This is a genomic window from Roseateles sp. FW305-36, assembly GCF_058787015.1.
In genome coordinates this window covers 164750-179152 of record NZ_JBYSZK010000010.1, presented here as the reverse complement: position 1 = coordinate 179152, position 14403 = coordinate 164750, and the positions used below count along the sequence as shown (strand labels likewise).

14 protein-coding genes are annotated in these 14403 nt (G+C 69.4%); 5 read left to right on the top strand and 9 right to left on the bottom strand.

Annotation, left to right across the window (positions count from 1 at the left end):
* Nucleotides 1-2: 2 nt before the first annotated feature.
* The 4 genes from AC3WOE_RS19405 to AC3WOE_RS19390 are packed head-to-tail and all read left to right on the top strand — an operon-like array spanning nucleotide 3 to nucleotide 3602.
* Nucleotides 3-680 carry a PilN domain-containing protein gene (locus AC3WOE_RS19405; protein ID WP_492692739.1) on the top strand — a complete coding sequence of 226 codons (678 nt, stop codon included), beginning with the start codon at nucleotides 3-5 and terminating at the stop codon, nucleotides 678-680.
* The gene (locus tag AC3WOE_RS19400; protein ID WP_492692738.1) at nucleotides 677-1399 is read left to right on the top strand and encodes a hypothetical protein; all 723 of its coding nucleotides are present in this window, start codon (nucleotides 677-679) and stop codon (nucleotides 1397-1399) included. Before AC3WOE_RS19405 ends, AC3WOE_RS19400 begins: the two co-directional genes overlap by 4 nt.
* Nucleotides 1396-1797 (top strand): hypothetical protein, encoded by a 402-nt coding sequence (locus AC3WOE_RS19395; RefSeq protein WP_492692737.1) that lies wholly within the window; start codon nucleotides 1396-1398, stop codon nucleotides 1795-1797. Before AC3WOE_RS19400 ends, AC3WOE_RS19395 begins: the two co-directional genes overlap by 4 nt.
* On the top strand, nucleotides 1794-3602 hold the full coding sequence (locus tag AC3WOE_RS19390) for a secretin GspD/PilQ domain-containing protein (RefSeq protein WP_492692736.1): 1809 nt from the start codon (nucleotides 1794-1796) through the stop codon (nucleotides 3600-3602). The genes AC3WOE_RS19395 and AC3WOE_RS19390 overlap by 4 nt, the downstream gene beginning before the upstream one ends.
* A 5-nt stretch (nucleotides 3603-3607) precedes the next feature.
* On the opposite strand, the gene AC3WOE_RS19385 is transcribed toward AC3WOE_RS19390, so the two are convergent.
* The 9 genes from AC3WOE_RS19385 to AC3WOE_RS19345 form a co-directional block, all read right to left on the bottom strand.
* The gene (locus AC3WOE_RS19385) at nucleotides 3608-4825 is read right to left on the bottom strand and encodes a glucuronyl esterase domain-containing protein (RefSeq protein ID WP_492692734.1); all 1218 of its coding nucleotides are present in this window, start codon (nucleotides 4823-4825) and stop codon (nucleotides 3608-3610) included.
* A complete protein-coding gene (locus tag AC3WOE_RS19380) occupies nucleotides 4822-5235 on the bottom strand; it encodes a VOC family protein (RefSeq protein WP_492692733.1) in 414 nt (137 codons plus the stop codon). Before AC3WOE_RS19380 ends, AC3WOE_RS19385 begins: the two co-directional genes overlap by 4 nt.
* Nucleotides 5236-5248: 13 nt before the next feature.
* On the bottom strand, nucleotides 5249-7096 hold the full coding sequence (locus tag AC3WOE_RS19375) for a right-handed parallel beta-helix repeat-containing protein (RefSeq protein ID WP_492692732.1): 1848 nt from the start codon (nucleotides 7094-7096) through the stop codon (nucleotides 5249-5251).
* A 79-nt stretch (nucleotides 7097-7175) separates the two neighbouring features.
* The gene (locus tag AC3WOE_RS19370) at nucleotides 7176-8060 is read right to left on the bottom strand and encodes a DMT family transporter (RefSeq protein ID WP_492692731.1); all 885 of its coding nucleotides are present in this window, start codon (nucleotides 8058-8060) and stop codon (nucleotides 7176-7178) included.
* Nucleotides 8057-8545, bottom strand: coding sequence for a methylated-DNA--[protein]-cysteine S-methyltransferase (locus AC3WOE_RS19365; protein WP_492692730.1), 489 nt, complete (start codon nucleotides 8543-8545; stop codon nucleotides 8057-8059). The genes AC3WOE_RS19370 and AC3WOE_RS19365 overlap by 4 nt, the downstream gene beginning before the upstream one ends.
* Nucleotides 8542-9984: a DNA-3-methyladenine glycosylase 2 family protein gene (locus tag AC3WOE_RS19360; RefSeq protein WP_492692729.1), complete on the bottom strand. Its 1443-nt coding sequence runs from the start codon at nucleotides 9982-9984 to the stop codon at nucleotides 8542-8544. Before AC3WOE_RS19360 ends, AC3WOE_RS19365 begins: the two co-directional genes overlap by 4 nt.
* 73 nt (nucleotides 9985-10057) lie before the next feature.
* A complete protein-coding gene (locus tag AC3WOE_RS19355; RefSeq protein ID WP_492692728.1) occupies nucleotides 10058-10783 on the bottom strand; it encodes a substrate-binding periplasmic protein in 726 nt (241 codons plus the stop codon).
* Nucleotides 10784-10812: 29 nt separating this feature from the next.
* Nucleotides 10813-11565 carry a LytR/AlgR family response regulator transcription factor gene (locus AC3WOE_RS19350; protein ID WP_492692726.1) on the bottom strand — a complete coding sequence of 251 codons (753 nt, stop codon included), beginning with the start codon at nucleotides 11563-11565 and terminating at the stop codon, nucleotides 10813-10815.
* Entirely contained in the window at nucleotides 11562-12692 is a 1131-nt protein-coding gene (locus tag AC3WOE_RS19345; RefSeq protein ID WP_492692725.1) for a sensor histidine kinase, read from the bottom strand. The genes AC3WOE_RS19350 and AC3WOE_RS19345 overlap by 4 nt, the downstream gene beginning before the upstream one ends.
* Before the next feature lie 135 nt (nucleotides 12693-12827).
* Between AC3WOE_RS19345 and AC3WOE_RS19340 the strand changes: the two genes are divergently transcribed.
* Nucleotides 12828-14225: a phosphomannomutase/phosphoglucomutase gene (locus AC3WOE_RS19340; RefSeq protein WP_492692723.1), complete on the top strand. Its 1398-nt coding sequence runs from the start codon at nucleotides 12828-12830 to the stop codon at nucleotides 14223-14225.
* Nucleotides 14226-14403 lie beyond the last annotated feature (178 nt).

The following is a 14403-nucleotide window of genomic DNA, read 5'->3' as shown; positions in this document are numbered from 1 at the left end:
TGATGGCCCAGCAAATCAATCTGCTCACGCCCATCCTGCTGGCACCCAAGCGCTATTTCTCGGCGCTGACACTGTTGCAGGCCACCGGCCTGCTGCTCGTCGCGGGCCTGGCGACGGCGCTCTGGCTGCAGCAGCGCGACCGCAGCGCCGAAGCCCAGCACCAGGCCCTGCTCGCCCAGTACGCGACCGAGCGCCAGCACCTCATGGTGGCCCAGGCTGGCCTGCCCGCGCCGCTGGACGCCGCCACCGTGCAGCAGCAGTTGCTGCCGCTGGCGGCCGGCAACGCCGACAGACGCGCCCTGCTCAAGGTGCTGGGCGTCGACGCAGGCGGGCAACGCCATTCCGACCTGCTGGCACTGATTGCCAGCACCCTGCCCGAATCGGCCTGGCTCAGCGAACTGCGTTATGCGCCGGGCCGCGTCGAACTGATCGGCGGCACGCTGGACACCGCGGTGCTGCGGCCCTGGCTGGCGCGGCTGGCCGCCCATCCGCTGCTGGCCGGCCAGCAGCTGTCGGCCCTGCGCGTCGAACGCCTCGGCGCGCCGGGTACCGAGACCGCGGGCGACCCGCTGCTGGCGCGTGGCAGCCCGCTGATCGGCAGCGGCCTGCCCGTCTGGTCCTTCCGCGTCGTCAGCGCCCCTGCCGTCGTGGCGGCCGCCGCTTCCGGAGCCGTCCGATGAAGGCCCAGACCCCCGTCGACCTCGCCCTGCTGCGCCGCCGCCTCTCCCCCTTGCTACGGGGCTGGGAGCGCCAGGCCAAGCGCATCGACACCCTCAGCCTGCGCGAACGCGCCTTCCTGTTCCTGTGCGTCGTCGCCGTGCTGGTGCTGCTGTTCGACAACCTGGTGCTGTCGCCCCAAGCGACCCGCGCCAAGTTGCGCAGCGACGCCCAGACCCAGCAGGCCACCGAAATCAGCAAGCTGCGCGAGCAGTTCATCAGCACCAGCGGCAGCAGCGCCGGCACGCCCGTCGCCCAATTGCAGCGCCAGCTCGAAGCGGAGCGCAACGAACGCCACCGGCTCGAGGACGAGCTGCGCCGCGTCAGCGCCATCGGCCCCGCCGAAGGGCTGTCGGCCTTGCTGCAACGGGTGCTGTCGCAGCAGCCCGGGCTGGTGCTGGAAAGGCTGACGCTGCTGGAAGACACCCCCGTCAGCCTGCCCTCCGCCGCCGCATCGGCCGCGACGGCCGGCCCGGCCCTTCCCGCCAGCATGCCGGGCATGCACTGGCAGGGCGTGCAACTGCAGCTGCAGGGCAGCTACCGCGACACCCAGCGCTATCTGCAGGCCCTGGAGCGCGAACTGCCGACGCTGCGCTGGGGCGAGATGCGCCTGATCAGCGGCGGTCCCAACGAACCCCCGCGCCTGCTGGCCCAGATCTATCTGCTGAAGGTGCAGCCATGAGAGCGGCATTCATCGCCCTGCTGTCGATCGCCACCCAGGTCCAGGCCGCCGACGAACCGGCCCGCGATCCCACCGCCTTGCCGGGCGCGCTGCGCAGCGCCATGGCAGCGGCCTCCGCCGCATCGGCCGCCTCCGCGGCCGACGCCACCGCCGACAACGCCATCCGCCAGGTCGTCTTCGCCGGCGGCAAGGCCTATGTCGTGCAGCGCGGCCGCCGCTACGGCGTCGGCGAACAGATCGACGGCGCGCGCATCGAGCGCATCACCGAACAGGCCGTCTGGCTGCGCGAAGCCGGCCAGGTCAGGCGCGAACCGCTTTATGCAGGCGTCGAAAAGCGCCCGCCCCCTGAGGCCGCCGCGTCGGCTTCCGGCGTCAAGAAATCCAAGGAGAAGCCATGAAGGCCCCCGTCCATAGAACACTGCTGGCCAGCGCCGCCGTCGCGCTGCTGGCAGCCGGGCTGTCAGGTTGTGCCGACAAGCCGCTGCGCGTGGCCCAGCCCAGCCAGGCCCTGCGCGAGGAACTGCAGGCCCAGCGTGCCGCACCGCCCGCCTCGGCCGCCTCGGCAGCACCCGCCCCGGTCGCGGTGGCCACGCCCGTTGCCGCCCCGGCCCTGCCGCCGGAGCCACGCTTCGACCTCATCGTCAACGGCGCCCCCGCCCGCGACGTCTTCCTGTCCCTGGTCAGCGACACGCGCTACAGCATGATCGTGCACCCCGCCGTGTCGGGGCAGCTGTCGGTCACGCTCAAGGGCGTCACGGTGCGCGAGTCGCTGGACGCCATCCGCGACGTCTATGGCTTCGACTATTCCATCGACGGCCGCCGCATCACCGTCTTCCCGCCGGCGCTGCAGACCCGCGTCTTCACCATCAACGCCCTGGCCCTGCAGCGCAGCGGCCGCAGCGAGGTGCGCGTCAGCTCCGGCGCCGCGCCAGCCAGCAGCTCCAACAACCAGGCCGGCAACGGTGGCACGCCCAGCGGTGGCAACACAGCCAGCCCCGGCAGCACCAACACCGTGCTGCAGCAGGAAAGCAGCCAGCTCAGCACCAAGGTCGCCAACGACTTCTGGGGCGAGACCACGAGCGCCCTGCGGGCCCTGGTCGGCGGCGGCGAAGGCCGCACCGTCATCGTCAGCCCCCAGACCGGCACGGTCGCCGTGCGCGCCATGCCCGACGAACTCCGCCACGTCGAGGCCTGGCTGAAGGCGACACGCATCGCCGTCGAGCGCCAGGTCATGCTGGAGGCCAAGATCGTCGAGGTCGAGCTGCGCGAGGGCTACCAGAGCGGCATCGACTGGTCGCGCATCGCCCAGAACGGCGCCATCGGCCAGACCAGCGTCAACCCGTCCATCCCGACCGGCGTCAGCACCATCATCAACCCGCTGGTCAGCAACACGCGGGGCTTCCCGGTGCTGTCCACCGGCACGCAGAGCCCGGCCTGGCCCGACCTCATCCCGTTGCCCTCCTCGGGGGGCGGCACGCTGGGCCTGGCGCTGGCGCGCGGCGGCTTCCAGGCGCTGCTCGCCTTTGTCGAGAGCCATGGCGACACGCAGATCCTGTCCAGCCCCCGCATCGCGACGCTGAACAACCAGAAGGCCGTCCTCAAGGTCGGCACCGACGACTACTTCATCACCGGCATCAGCGGCAGCAACAGCGGCACCAACACCGGCACCAGCGGCACGAACGGCACGACCAACCAGATCCCGACGCTGACGCTGACGCCCTTCTTCAGTGGCATCGCGCTCGACGTCACGCCGCAGATCGACGCGGCCGACATGATCACGCTGCACATCCACCCCTCGGTCTCCAACGTGACCGAGAGGGTCAAGCAGGTCGACCTCGGTTCGGTGGGCAACTTCCGCCTGCCGCTGGCCAGCGCCAGCGTCAACGAGAGCGACACCGTCGTGCGCATTCCCGACGGCCACATCGTCGCCATCGGCGGCCTGATGCAGATGGAAGCCACCCGCCGCGGCTCCGGCGTGCCCGGTGCCGACAGCAACCCGCTGACGTCCATGCTGTTCGGCAACCGTGCCAACAACGGCCGCAAGCGCGAACTCGTCGTCCTCATCAAGCCCAGCATCATCCGCAGCGCCGAGGACTGGGAGCAGCACAACCGCCTCATCAGCGAATCGCTGGACGACACGGAAAGCCGTTCGCGCCGCGTGATCCGGCTGGACGGCAGCGCTGCGGAGGCCAAGTCGAAGTGAGCTGATCAGTCCAGCGCGGGAGTCCTCCAGGGCATCCAGCGCTCGCGCTCGACGGCAAAGCTGCCGTCGGTGTGCATGACATCGGTGTCGACTGCCAGGCCCTTGAGGAAGCGGTCGACAAAGGCGTTCACTTCCACGGCCTGGGCTGCCGGCAAGGCGCAATGGGCATGGCCCCCCACCTGCGACACCCCCATGCTGTCCCTCGCGCCCAGGGCCGTCCAGATCTCGCGGGCCGCCAGGGCGGTGGTGTAGGTGCTCTGGGCACCCAGCCATTCCATCGACGTGTTCTCGATGACCAGCAGGCCGCGCGGCGCCACCAGGCCCAGCACCTGGTGATGGTCATAGGGCAGGCGCGCAGCGCTGGCGCCGAACTGGCCGAAGCTCGCGCGGAACCACACGTTCTCCTGGACGATCTGGCCCAGGGTCTGCACGTTCTGGCCCGCAGCCTTCTGGGCATCCGAGATGCGCCAGGAAGCCGTGCCGCCCGAGCCGCTTTCCTGCACGATGGTCAGGGCCAGGCGTTCGTCCAGTGCCCCCGCCATCAGGGCGCCCTTGCCATTGCGGGAGCAACCCGTCACGCCCAGGCGGCGCGCATCGATGCCCGGCAACGCGCCGAGTTCGAGCGCGTCGATGAGACGGCTCACGCCCCAGGCCCAGGCCACCAGGGCGCCCGTGCCTTCGCCTTGCGGATGCAGGGTGAAGAACTTGCCCCGGTTGCGCGACGCCCCGCCCCGTTGCTCGGCGATGTCGTCGTTCGGGAAGTTGATGAGGGCCACGCCGCGCTGCAGCAGCTCGGCATTGTTCAGCGATGAGCGGCCGATGCCGATCAGGGCCGGGTACGGCGGCTTGCCGCTGCTGGGCAGCTGCACACTGGCGACAAAGCTGACGCTGCGCTCGCCGTCTTTCACCGTGACGGCCAGCGAAGTCGCGTCGCCGGTGGCGCTGACGCTGCCTGCCAAGGGTGCGGGCTTGCTGCCCAGCTCGAAGCGCTGCAACTGCTCGCTGACCTCGCGGCGGCGGCAGGGCCAGTCGGCCTTTCGCGTCAAGGCGCGGCCTGTGCGGTCGATGAAGGGGTCGGGCAACGCGGCCATCGACGGCAGGTTCGCAAAGGCTTCGCGCGGCGGACTGGCGCAAGCTGCGCCATCGTCCTCCGTGCGCAGCGGTGGCCCGGCCCAGGCGGCCGTACTGGCCAGCAACAGCGCGGCTGCGGTCGCCGACCTCACCAGTCCGCCTCCATGCTGCCGCCGCGCAGTTGCATGCTCTTGTCGGTGTAGCCGTGGACCTCGAACTTGTTGCCGTCGGGGTCTTGCAGCCAGATCTGCCAGGAAAAATCGCCGCCCAGCTTCTTCGGCGTGTAGGCGACGCCCTGAGCGTCAAGATGGCCCATCAGGCCGTCCAGGTCCTCGGTCTCGAGGCAGAAATGGACGAGGCCGTTGTTGACCACCGGGCCGCGCTCGGGCTCTTCGAACAGCTCCAAATAACACTGATCAGCCACCCGCAGATAGCGACCGAAGTCCCTGCCCTTGCGCGTGAAGTGGAAGACCTCGGTGAAGCCCAGCCTGGCGTAGTAGGCCAGCGAGCGCTGCAGATCGGTCACATGCAGGCAGACATGGGCGATGCGCTTGAAGAGCATGGTGGTCTCCGATTCATCGGACAGCCGGGAGGGCACCCGGCAGATGGGTGGCCTCCCAGCCCAGCAGCTTGCGCAAATCGGCCGACACCGGCAGCGGCTGCACGCCATCGGGCACGCGCGCCAGCTCGAAGCGGCGCAACTCAGGGCTGCTGAAGACGGCGCCCTCGTAGGGCTGAAGCGCCCTGCCCTTGGCCTCCACGCCCGGCACGCCCTGGCGCAAGGCGTCGAGGTTGGCGAACGTCGTCTGGCAGGCCGCGGCCGCCACCGGGGCCCAGCTGATCAACGGCTGGCCTCCCTTGCCACCCTCGGCGCGCAGATAGACATTGCCGTCGACGCGGCTGGTCATGGCCTCGGTGACCTTGCCGCAGGTGGCGGGAGCCTGCTCGATGCGCAGCAAAGGCCCCTTCACGCCGGTGTCGGCCACCAGCAGATTGCCCTCGAAGACATGGCCGACGCGCTCGTTGACGTCCGGTCCGGTCTGCGGATGCCAGCCGAAATGGTCGCCCTGGGCGCTGCGCTCGTTGCGGTCGATCAGCACCGGCGAGTTGAAGAAGGTGTTGTACATGACCCTGGCGCCCGAGCTGTTCAGCACGCGGATGCCCTGCTGGTTGTTGACGAAGACATTGCCGGCGACGGTGACGCCCTTGGAGATCTCGAAGAACAGGCCAGCCTGGGCGCCTTCCACGTAGTTGTTGATGAAGACGCCGTCGCGGTTGCCCACGTCGTACCAGACGCCGTTGGAGTTGGGCTGGTCGATGATGAGGTTGTCGCGCACCGTGACGCGGTTGGACTGGTTGAAGATCTTCACGGCAGCCGGGAAGTAGCCGGTCAGCTTCTGGACGTTGTTGCGGCGGATCAGGTTGCGCTCCAGCAGCACGTCGGATGAGCCGATGACATAGATGCCCTCGGTGCTGGTGTCGCTGATCAGCGAGTTGCGGATGACGAGCTTGTCGCCGCGGAAATAGCCGGCCACGCGCGAGCAGTGGCTGATGGTGACGTTCTCCAGCAGCGTGCCGACGACCTCCTTGCCATGCTGGTCTTCTGGCGTCGGGCCGACGGGGTCGTCGGTCGGCTCTTCCGACACCTTGGTGGCGGGCTTCCTGCCCTCGATGTCGATGGCGCGGTAGGCGTACTGCGTGAAGGTCAGGCCGCGCAGCGTCGGGCCCTTGCGGTCCGAGGCCTTGCCATGCACCTCGCGCGAGGGCCGGTGCAGGGCGATGTCGCGGGCCGTGATCTCGACAAGGCGGCCGGCGGGGTTGGTGCCGATGTAGACAAAGCCCTTGTCATAGTCGACATAGAAGGCCTTGGCGCTGACCTCGCCTTCCCAGCCGGCCGACTGCAGGGCCTCGCCGTCGATGAAGACCATGTCGTTGTTGAAGCGGTGCAGCGGCGTCTTCGTGCCCTCGCGATCGCGCTGCCACCAGCCCATGGGCTGGGCGGGGAAGAGCGTCGCCCACCTGGTGCGCCAGATGTTGTTGCCCAGGCTCTGCCAGTCGGCCGCCACCTGCGTGCCCTTGAGCACCGGCACTTCGTCGAGGTAAGGCTGGATGGTGATGCCCTGGTTGAGCTGCAGGCCACCGGTGCGATAGGTGCCGCCGCGCATGACGATGGCGTCGCCGGTGACGACGCGGGCGATGGCCGTTTCGATCGTCGTGGGCTCGCTGATCGACGCGCCGGAAGCCTCGGCCTTGGCGTCTGGCGCCACGAAGTAGACGTGGGCCGCCTTGGGCACGGCATAACGCTGCGGCACCGGGCCATAGGGGCCGCCGGAGGGTTGGGCGATGGCGACCGTGCTCAGCAGGTGAAGGGCCAGCAGGCCCAGGGCGCGGGCCCAGCGGCGGACGGGGAAAGAGGAAGTCATGCAGTCTCCAGGCGCAAAAGGTAGCGCTACCACTTCTTGTGGGCCGCACGCTACCACGTCTTGGGACCGCCCTCTTCCTTCAGCGCTTTTTGGGCCCCACCAGGCCCAGGGCCAGGGCGATGCCGACCAGCACGATGCCGCCGCCGATGATCATCTGCGCCGTGACGGCCTCGGCGAGAAAGATGGCGCCCCACAGGATGGCGAACAGCGGGATCAGGAAGGTCACCGACACCGCATTCGTCGGCCCCACCCGGCTCATCAGGCGGAAGTAGAGGATGTAGGCCAGGGCCGTGCACAGGCCGGCCAGGCCCAGGGCGGCTCCCCAGGCACCACCGCTCGGCATGGCCGCGGGCCACAGCCACGCCGCCGGCAGGGCCAGCATCAGGGCCGCCGCGAACTGGCTGCCGGTGGCGACGGCCAAGGGCGAGGCCCCCGTCAGATAGCGCTTGGTGGCGTTGGCCGCGACGCCGTAGCAGAAGGTCGCCGTCGCGCAGGCCAGCACGGCCAGCAGGCCGGCATGGTCTTCCTCACCCGACTTGAAGCTGGCCTTGTCCCAGGCCAGGAAGGCCACGCCGGCAAAGCCGATGACGAGGCCCAGCACCCGCCATGGCGTCAGGCCCTGACGCAGCCAGACGAAGGCGACGACGGCCGTCCACAACGGCGTCGTCGCGTTGACGATGCTGGACAGGCCCGCCGTGATGGACAGGGCCGCAAAGGAGAACAGCGCGAAGGGGATGGCGCTGTTCAGCGCGCCGACGAGGAGCAGGCCCTTCCAGTGCGTGCGCAGTTCGGCCAGTTGGCCGCGCGAGGCCAGCAACGGAATCAGCATGACGCTGGCCAGGCCGACGCGCACGGCGGCCAGGGCGATGGGACCGAATTCATGGGCGCCGAGGCGCATGAAGAGAAAGGACGCACCCCACAGGGCCGCAAGCAGGACGAGCTCACCGATGTCGAAGGCTTTCATGCGGCCGCATTCTCCAGATTCAGCAAGGCCTTCTTGCGCTCCAGGCCACCGGCATAACCGGTCAGTGAGCCGTCGGCACCGACGACGCGGTGGCAGGGAATCAGGACCGAGATCGGGTTGCGGCCCACCGCGGCGCCCAGGGCTCGCGCCGCTTGCGCCCGGCCCAGGCGCTCGGCCAGATGGCCGTAGGTGTCCGAGGCGCCCGGCTCGATCTCCAGCAAGGCCTGCCAGACCTCGCGCTGGAAGGCCGTACCGGCCGGGTCCAGCGGCGGCAGTTCGAAAGGCCTGTGGCTGAAATAGGCCGTCAGCGCCGCTTCGGTGGCCGACAGCACGACGTCGCAACCGTCGTCCTCGGGCACGTCGAGAGGCCCCGGGTGATGTTTCTGCCCGTCAAACCACAGGCCCGACAGGCCCGCGGCGCTGCGGGCGGCCGTCAGCGGGCCGAGAGGCGTCGCAATGCGGCGCTGCAGGATGTGATGGCTCATGAGTTTCTCCAGAGATGAAGGACGGCGTAGCTGCGGAAGGGGCGGTAGCGCTCCGCGGCCGCGAGGTAGGCCTTGGGCGAGACGAGGTCGCCGCCGACGCTCAGCGCCTTGCGCAGGGCCACGTCGCCGGGCGGGAAGGCGTCGGGCCAGCTCCAGCCGCGCATCAGCATGTAGCTGGCCGTCCAGGGGCCGATGCCGGGGACGGACGTCAGTTCCTCGGCCGCTGCCTCGGGCGTGCCCTCGCGGCGGGCAAAGGCCAGCGTCGGCCAGGCTTGGGCCAGCGCGATGAGGCTGTCGGCGCGGCGGCCGATGATGCCGAGCGACGCGATCTCGTCGCGCGTCGCCGCGGCGATGCGCTCGGGTGTCGGGAAGAGGCATTGGCAGCCTTCGGGCGCTTCGCGCAGTTCGTCACCAAAGCGCTCGACAAAGCGGCCCGCCAAGGTGCGCGCGGCGGCGACGGTGACCTGCTGGCCCAGCACGGCCCGCACCGTCAACTCGAAGCGGTCCAGGCAACCCGGCAGGCGTTGGCCCGGCACGGCCCCGTCGCCCAGGGCAGCGGCGATGGTCTCGGGATCGGCGTCGAGGTCCAGCCAGCGGCGCAGCAGCGGCAGCAAGGAACCGACGGCCGGCCACAGCGACGGCGACAGTGCGACGCCGACCTCCCCCACCTTGTCGAAGGTGACGCGCAGCCAGCCCGCATGGCGCTCGCCGCCATGCATCAGGGCCAGGGAACGCGTCACGCCGCCCTCCCCCACGACCTCGACGCCGGCGATGGCGCGTGGCGCCAGGAAGGCCAGGACGCCGGCGACGTCATAGGGCTGGCGGTAGCTCAGGCGCAGCCGCGAGACGGGTGCCGTACCCCCGCCTTCGCGGCGCAACGCGGTCGGCTGGAGGCGGTAGTGCTCGACGAAGGCGGCATTGAAGCGGCGCAGGCTGGCGAAGCCGGCCGCGTAAGCGATCTCGCTGACGGGCAAGCTGCTGTCGGTCAGCAAGGCCTTGGCGAGGAGGAGGCGGCGCGTCTGCAGGTATTGCAACGGCGAGACGCCGTGTTCGGCCTGGAAGATGCGGCGCAGATGGCGGCTCGTGATGCCGAGATGCCCGGCCAGGTCCTCGACGCTGGCCTCGGCGTCGTCGCAGGCGTCCAGCCAGGCGGCGGCCTGCTGGGCCAGCGTCCTCGAGGCGTCCATCGTCGTCCACGGCAGGGCCCGCGGGGCCAGCTCGGGCCGGCACTTCATGCAGGGGCGAAAGCGCTCGGCTTCGGCCTGGGCCGCCGTCGTGAAGAAGCGGCAGTTCTCGCGCCGCGGCAGGCGGACGCGGCAGACGGGCCGGCAGTAGATGCCGGTCGACGTGACGCCGACATAGAGCCGCCCGTCGAAGCGGACGTCATGCGCCTGGAGGACGGCGTAGGCGGCTTCGGGAGGCAGGAGTTCGGAGGACATGCAGCCAGTCTAGGCCGCGGCCCTGCCAGATCCTGGCAGTTTTCGGACATGCCCCTGCAGGCCGATGTCGGGCTCAGTGGATGTAGCGACGCCGCAGGCGCGCGACGGTCCCGTCTTCTTCCAGTTGGTGGAAGGCGCCCACCCAGCGCTGCGCCTCGGCCGCATCCAGGCGCAGCGAAGCTGCCAGGTAGAGCGTCGCCTCGCCGAGCGTCGTCTGCAGGACGAACAGCATGCGCGGCTGGCCGTACTCGTCCATCGCCGCCTCAAGCATGGGCGTGCCGGCATAGACGGCATCCAGGGCATGTTCGCGCAACTGGCGCAGCAGGTCGCGGTAGTCCTTGGCCTCGATGAGGGTCGTGAACCGCTCGGCCTTCAGATGGGCTGCGATGGGCGAGCCGCGCAAGACGCCCACGCGCATGCCCCGCAATTGGTCGAGCTCGAGCCGCGACTCGGTCGCCAGGGTGTAGAGGCCATAGCGGACCGCCATCAGCGGCACCAGCCACTGGAAGCGCGCCTCGCGGTCCGGCGTGCGGGCGAGCGGGAAGACGCCGTAGTGCTCCCCCTGCTCCGTCATGCGCACGGCCCGGGCCCAGGGCAGGTATTGCACCGTGGTCGTTCGATCCAGGCGCTGTGCCATCGCCATCACCAGGTCATGCGCGTAGCCGCGCGGCCCGCCGGGCGCCGACCAGGCGAAAGGTGGCAGGTCCCCCGCCACCCATTCGAGCGGCGGGCCGGCCCGCGCCCTGCCCGGCAGGGAGGCCGGGATGATGAGCAGAAGGCGGCGGCGCGACAGGGCCATGGGCCGACTCTAGCGCCAGCCCCATGCCCCTACATCGCCTTGAACAGGTGGACGTAGGCGCGGCTGACGGGCAGCTCCCTGGCCTGTCCGCGGATGCGGACGAACAGCCGGCTCTGCTCGTCACGGCGCGTGCCGGCGAGGTGGTCGAGGTTGATGATGGTGGAGCGGTGCACCTGCCAGAAGCGGTCAGGGTCGAGTTGGCCGCTGAGCTCGAAGATGGGCGTGCGGATCAGGTGCTCCTGCGTCGCCGTCTGCACGACGGTGTATTTGTCGTCGGCATGGAAGAACAGCACGTCGTCGACGGGGATCTGGTGCATCAGTTCGCCCTGGGCGGCGCGGATATAGCGCAGGCGCGCCGAGGCCGCACCGGCTGCCGGCAGCAGGCGCGCGATCGTGGCGGCCAGGGCATCGTCGCCGGCGGGCGCCGCGGCCTCCTGCCGCAGGCGGCCGACGCAAGCCGCCAGGCGCTCGGCCTTCAGCGGCTTGAGCAGGTAGTCGACGGCCCGCGCCTCGAAGGCCTCGACGGCGTACTGGTCGTAGGCCGTCACGAAGACGACGCGCGTGCCGCCCTCGATGCCCTGGGCCACTTCCAGGCCGGTCAGGCCCGGCATCTGGATGTCCAGGAAGGCCACGTCGGGCTCGAGGTCGGCAATCGCCTCGGCGGCCTCGACGCCGTTGGCGGCGACCTTGACGATGTCCAGCTCGGGCCAGGCCTGGGCGAGCTGGGTCTTCAGATACTGGGCCAGATGGGGCTCGTCGTCGGCGATCAGGGCTGTCGTCATGGCTTTGGCGTGGGCAGGGGAAGCTGGATGCGCGCGAGGGTACCGCCACCGTCGCGGGGCAGCAGTTCGAGCGTGGCGAAAGCGCCGTAGCGGGCCTTCAGGCGCTCGCGGATGTTGTCGACGGCCATGCCGTTGCCACCGCGGCGCTTCGGTGCATCCAGACCCTGGCCGTCATCGGCCACCTCGATCCAAAGCTGGCCATCGACGCGCCGGGCGTTGACCGCCACGGTGCCGCCGGCGATCTTGGGCTCCAGTCCGTGATGGATGGCGTTCTCGACCAGAGGCTGGGCCAGCAGCGGCGGCAGCTCCACACCACCGAGTTCCGCCGGCAGGGACAGCGCCACCTTGAGCCGCTCGCCCATGCGCAGTTGCATCAGGCCGAGATAGGCCTGCAGCATGGCGAACTCCTGGGCCAGCGTCGTCGTGTCGCCGCGCAGCTGGCCGAGGCTGGCGCGCAGATAGTCGGTGAAGCGCTCCAGCATCAGCTTGGCCCGCTCGGGGTCGAAGTCGATGAGGCTCTGCACATTGGCCAGGGTGTTGAACAGGAAATGGGGCTCGATCTGGCCCTGCAGCAATTTCAGCTGGGCCTCGGTGACGCGGGCCTGCATGGCCTCCTGCTTCCAGCGTGAGCGGTAGCGCCAACCCACCACGACCGAGATCAGGCCCGAAACCGCCAGAAACTGGCGCCAGAAGCCCAGGTTGCCCAGCAATTGCGGCAGGTTCTGGCCCGACCAGATGCGGTCGACGAAACCCAGGCCGACGATGACGCCCACCAGGGCACAGAAGATCGACGACAGCGAGAAGAACATCGCCGAGCGCCAATCGCGCCAGCCCGAGATGGTGTCCAGCCAGCGCTGCGGGGCCAGCCGCTCGAAACTGCGGAAGCCGACGAAGAAGCTGACCATCACACAGAAGCTGACCAGCATATTGCCCGGCACCTGCTCCTGCCACCAGTCGGCCGAGCCCAGATTGCCGCGCTGCAGGCCCGCCATCACGGCGAAGAAGCTGCCGAAACCCAGGGTCCACATGATGTAGATCAGCAGCCTGAAGCGCCAACGGTCCGGCCGGTGCTTCAGCAGCATGCGCTGGTGGCGCAGGGCCTGGTTGAGTTCCTGGGTGAATGTCATGGGGCGCAGTGTAGGAAGGCCCCCAGGCCCTGCCCCCTGGACGGGCGACGGATCGCCAGTGGGCGCGACGGATCGACAGCCATGGCGCGTGCCTACAATCCGGCGCGATTTTCAAACCCAGTTTTCGAGGCATCCATGCAGGTCAACGCAACCATCTTCAAGGCCTATGACATCCGCGGCGTCGTCGGCAAGACCTTGGACGAGCAGCTCGCTGAAGCCCTGGGCCGCGCCTTCGGCACGGAAGCCAAGGCCCTGGGCGAGAAGGCCGTCGCCGTCGGCCGTGACGGCCGCCTGTCCGGCCCCGGCCTCGTCGCAGCACTGATCCGCGGCCTGCAATCGACCGGCCTGGATGTCGTCGACATCGGCGCCGTGACGACACCCATGCTCTATTACGTCGCCGCCACCCGCATCAAGCACGGCTGCAACTCCGGCATCATGGTCACGGGCAGCCACAACCCCAAGGACTACAACGGCTTCAAGATGGTCCTGAAGGGCGCCGCCGTCTATGGCGAGCAGATCCAGGATTTGCGCCGCCGCATCGAGGCCGAGGACTACGCCACGGGCAAGGGCCGCGTCGGCAAGATGGACGTCGGCGCCGAGTACTCGGCCCGCATCGTCAGGGACTGCAAGCTGGCCCGCCCGATGAAGGTCGTCGTCGACAGCGGCAACGGCATCCCCGGCGCCTCGGCACCGGCCATCCTGCGGGCCCTCGGCTGCGAGGTCATCGACATCTTCTCCAAGGTCGACGGCGACTTCCCCAACCACCATCCCGATCCCTCGCGTCCCGAGAACCTCGAGGACCTGAAGAAGATCGTCCACGCCACCGATGCCGAACTGGGCCTGGCCTTCGACGGCGACGGCGACCGCCTCGGCATCGTCACCAAGGACGGCGAGATGATCATGCCGGATCGCCAGATCATGCTGCTGGCCGCCGACATCCTGAAGCGCAACCAGGGCGCCGAGATCATCTTCGACGTCAAGTGCACCCAGCGTCTGGCCCCGTGGATCAAGGAACACGGCGGCAAGCCGCTGATGTGGATGACGGGCCACTCCCTGGCCAAGGCCAAGCTGAAGGAAACCGGCGCCCCGCTGGCCGGCGAGCTGTCGGGCCACATCTTCTTCGCCGAGCGCTGGTATGGCTTCGACGACGCCATGTACACGGCCGGCCGCATGCTGGAGATCCTGTCGCGCAGCCAGGACCCCAGCGCCGTGCTGAAGGGCCTGCCCAACAGCTTCAACACGCCCGAGATCAACGTGCCCTGTGCCGAAGGCGAGCACCACGAGGTCGTCAAGAAGCTCAAGGAACTGGTGACGCCGGCCGACCTGCCGGGCGTGCAGGAGATCATCACCATCGACGGCATGCGCTTCGAGTACGCGGACGGCTTCGGCCTGATCCGCCCGTCCAACACGACGCCGGTGCTGGTGCTGCGCTTCGAGGGCCACACGCCCGAGGCGCTGGAGCGCATCCAGCACGACGTGCTGGAGCAACTCAAGCGCGTGAAGCCGGACGCCACCTTCGCCGCCGGACATTGATGCCCCTCGTCCAAGGACTACCTTGGCCGGTCCCCCGAGGGGACGGCGATGCTTGCGGCATCGAGCCGCAAGCACATCGCCATGGCGGGCCGGCTCGGGAGCGGCCCAGCGCTCGGCCCGCTGAATGCGTACGGTTGACTGACAGGGGTTGAGCGGCCAGAGAGCCGCCTTCCATTCA

Excerpts from the sequence above, each read along its gene's own strand:
- AC3WOE_RS19405 (WP_492692739.1), top strand. The coding sequence starts at position 3 with ATGGCCCAGCAAATCAATCTGCTCACGCCCATCCTGCTGGCACCCAAG.
- AC3WOE_RS19400 (WP_492692738.1), top strand. The coding sequence starts at position 677 with ATGAAGGCCCAGACCCCCGTCGACCTCGCCCTGCTGCGCCGCCGCCTC.
- AC3WOE_RS19395 (WP_492692737.1), top strand. The coding sequence starts at position 1,396 with ATGAGAGCGGCATTCATCGCCCTGCTGTCGATCGCCACCCAGGTCCAG.
- AC3WOE_RS19390 (WP_492692736.1), top strand. The coding sequence starts at position 1,794 with ATGAAGGCCCCCGTCCATAGAACACTGCTGGCCAGCGCCGCCGTCGCG.
- AC3WOE_RS19380 (WP_492692733.1), bottom strand. The coding sequence starts at position 5,235 with ATGCTCTTCAAGCGCATCGCCCATGTCTGCCTGCATGTGACCGATCTG.
- AC3WOE_RS19375 (WP_492692732.1), bottom strand. The coding sequence starts at position 7,096 with ATGACTTCCTCTTTCCCCGTCCGCCGCTGGGCCCGCGCCCTGGGCCTG.
- AC3WOE_RS19370 (WP_492692731.1), bottom strand. The coding sequence starts at position 8,060 with ATGAAAGCCTTCGACATCGGTGAGCTCGTCCTGCTTGCGGCCCTGTGG.
- AC3WOE_RS19365 (WP_492692730.1), bottom strand. The coding sequence starts at position 8,545 with ATGAGCCATCACATCCTGCAGCGCCGCATTGCGACGCCTCTCGGCCCG.
- AC3WOE_RS19360 (WP_492692729.1), bottom strand. The coding sequence starts at position 9,984 with ATGTCCTCCGAACTCCTGCCTCCCGAAGCCGCCTACGCCGTCCTCCAG.
- AC3WOE_RS19355 (WP_492692728.1), bottom strand. The coding sequence starts at position 10,783 with ATGGCCCTGTCGCGCCGCCGCCTTCTGCTCATCATCCCGGCCTCCCTG.
- AC3WOE_RS19350 (WP_492692726.1), bottom strand. The coding sequence starts at position 11,565 with ATGACGACAGCCCTGATCGCCGACGACGAGCCCCATCTGGCCCAGTAT.
- AC3WOE_RS19345 (WP_492692725.1), bottom strand. The coding sequence starts at position 12,692 with ATGACATTCACCCAGGAACTCAACCAGGCCCTGCGCCACCAGCGCATG.
- AC3WOE_RS19340 (WP_492692723.1), top strand. The coding sequence starts at position 12,828 with ATGCAGGTCAACGCAACCATCTTCAAGGCCTATGACATCCGCGGCGTC.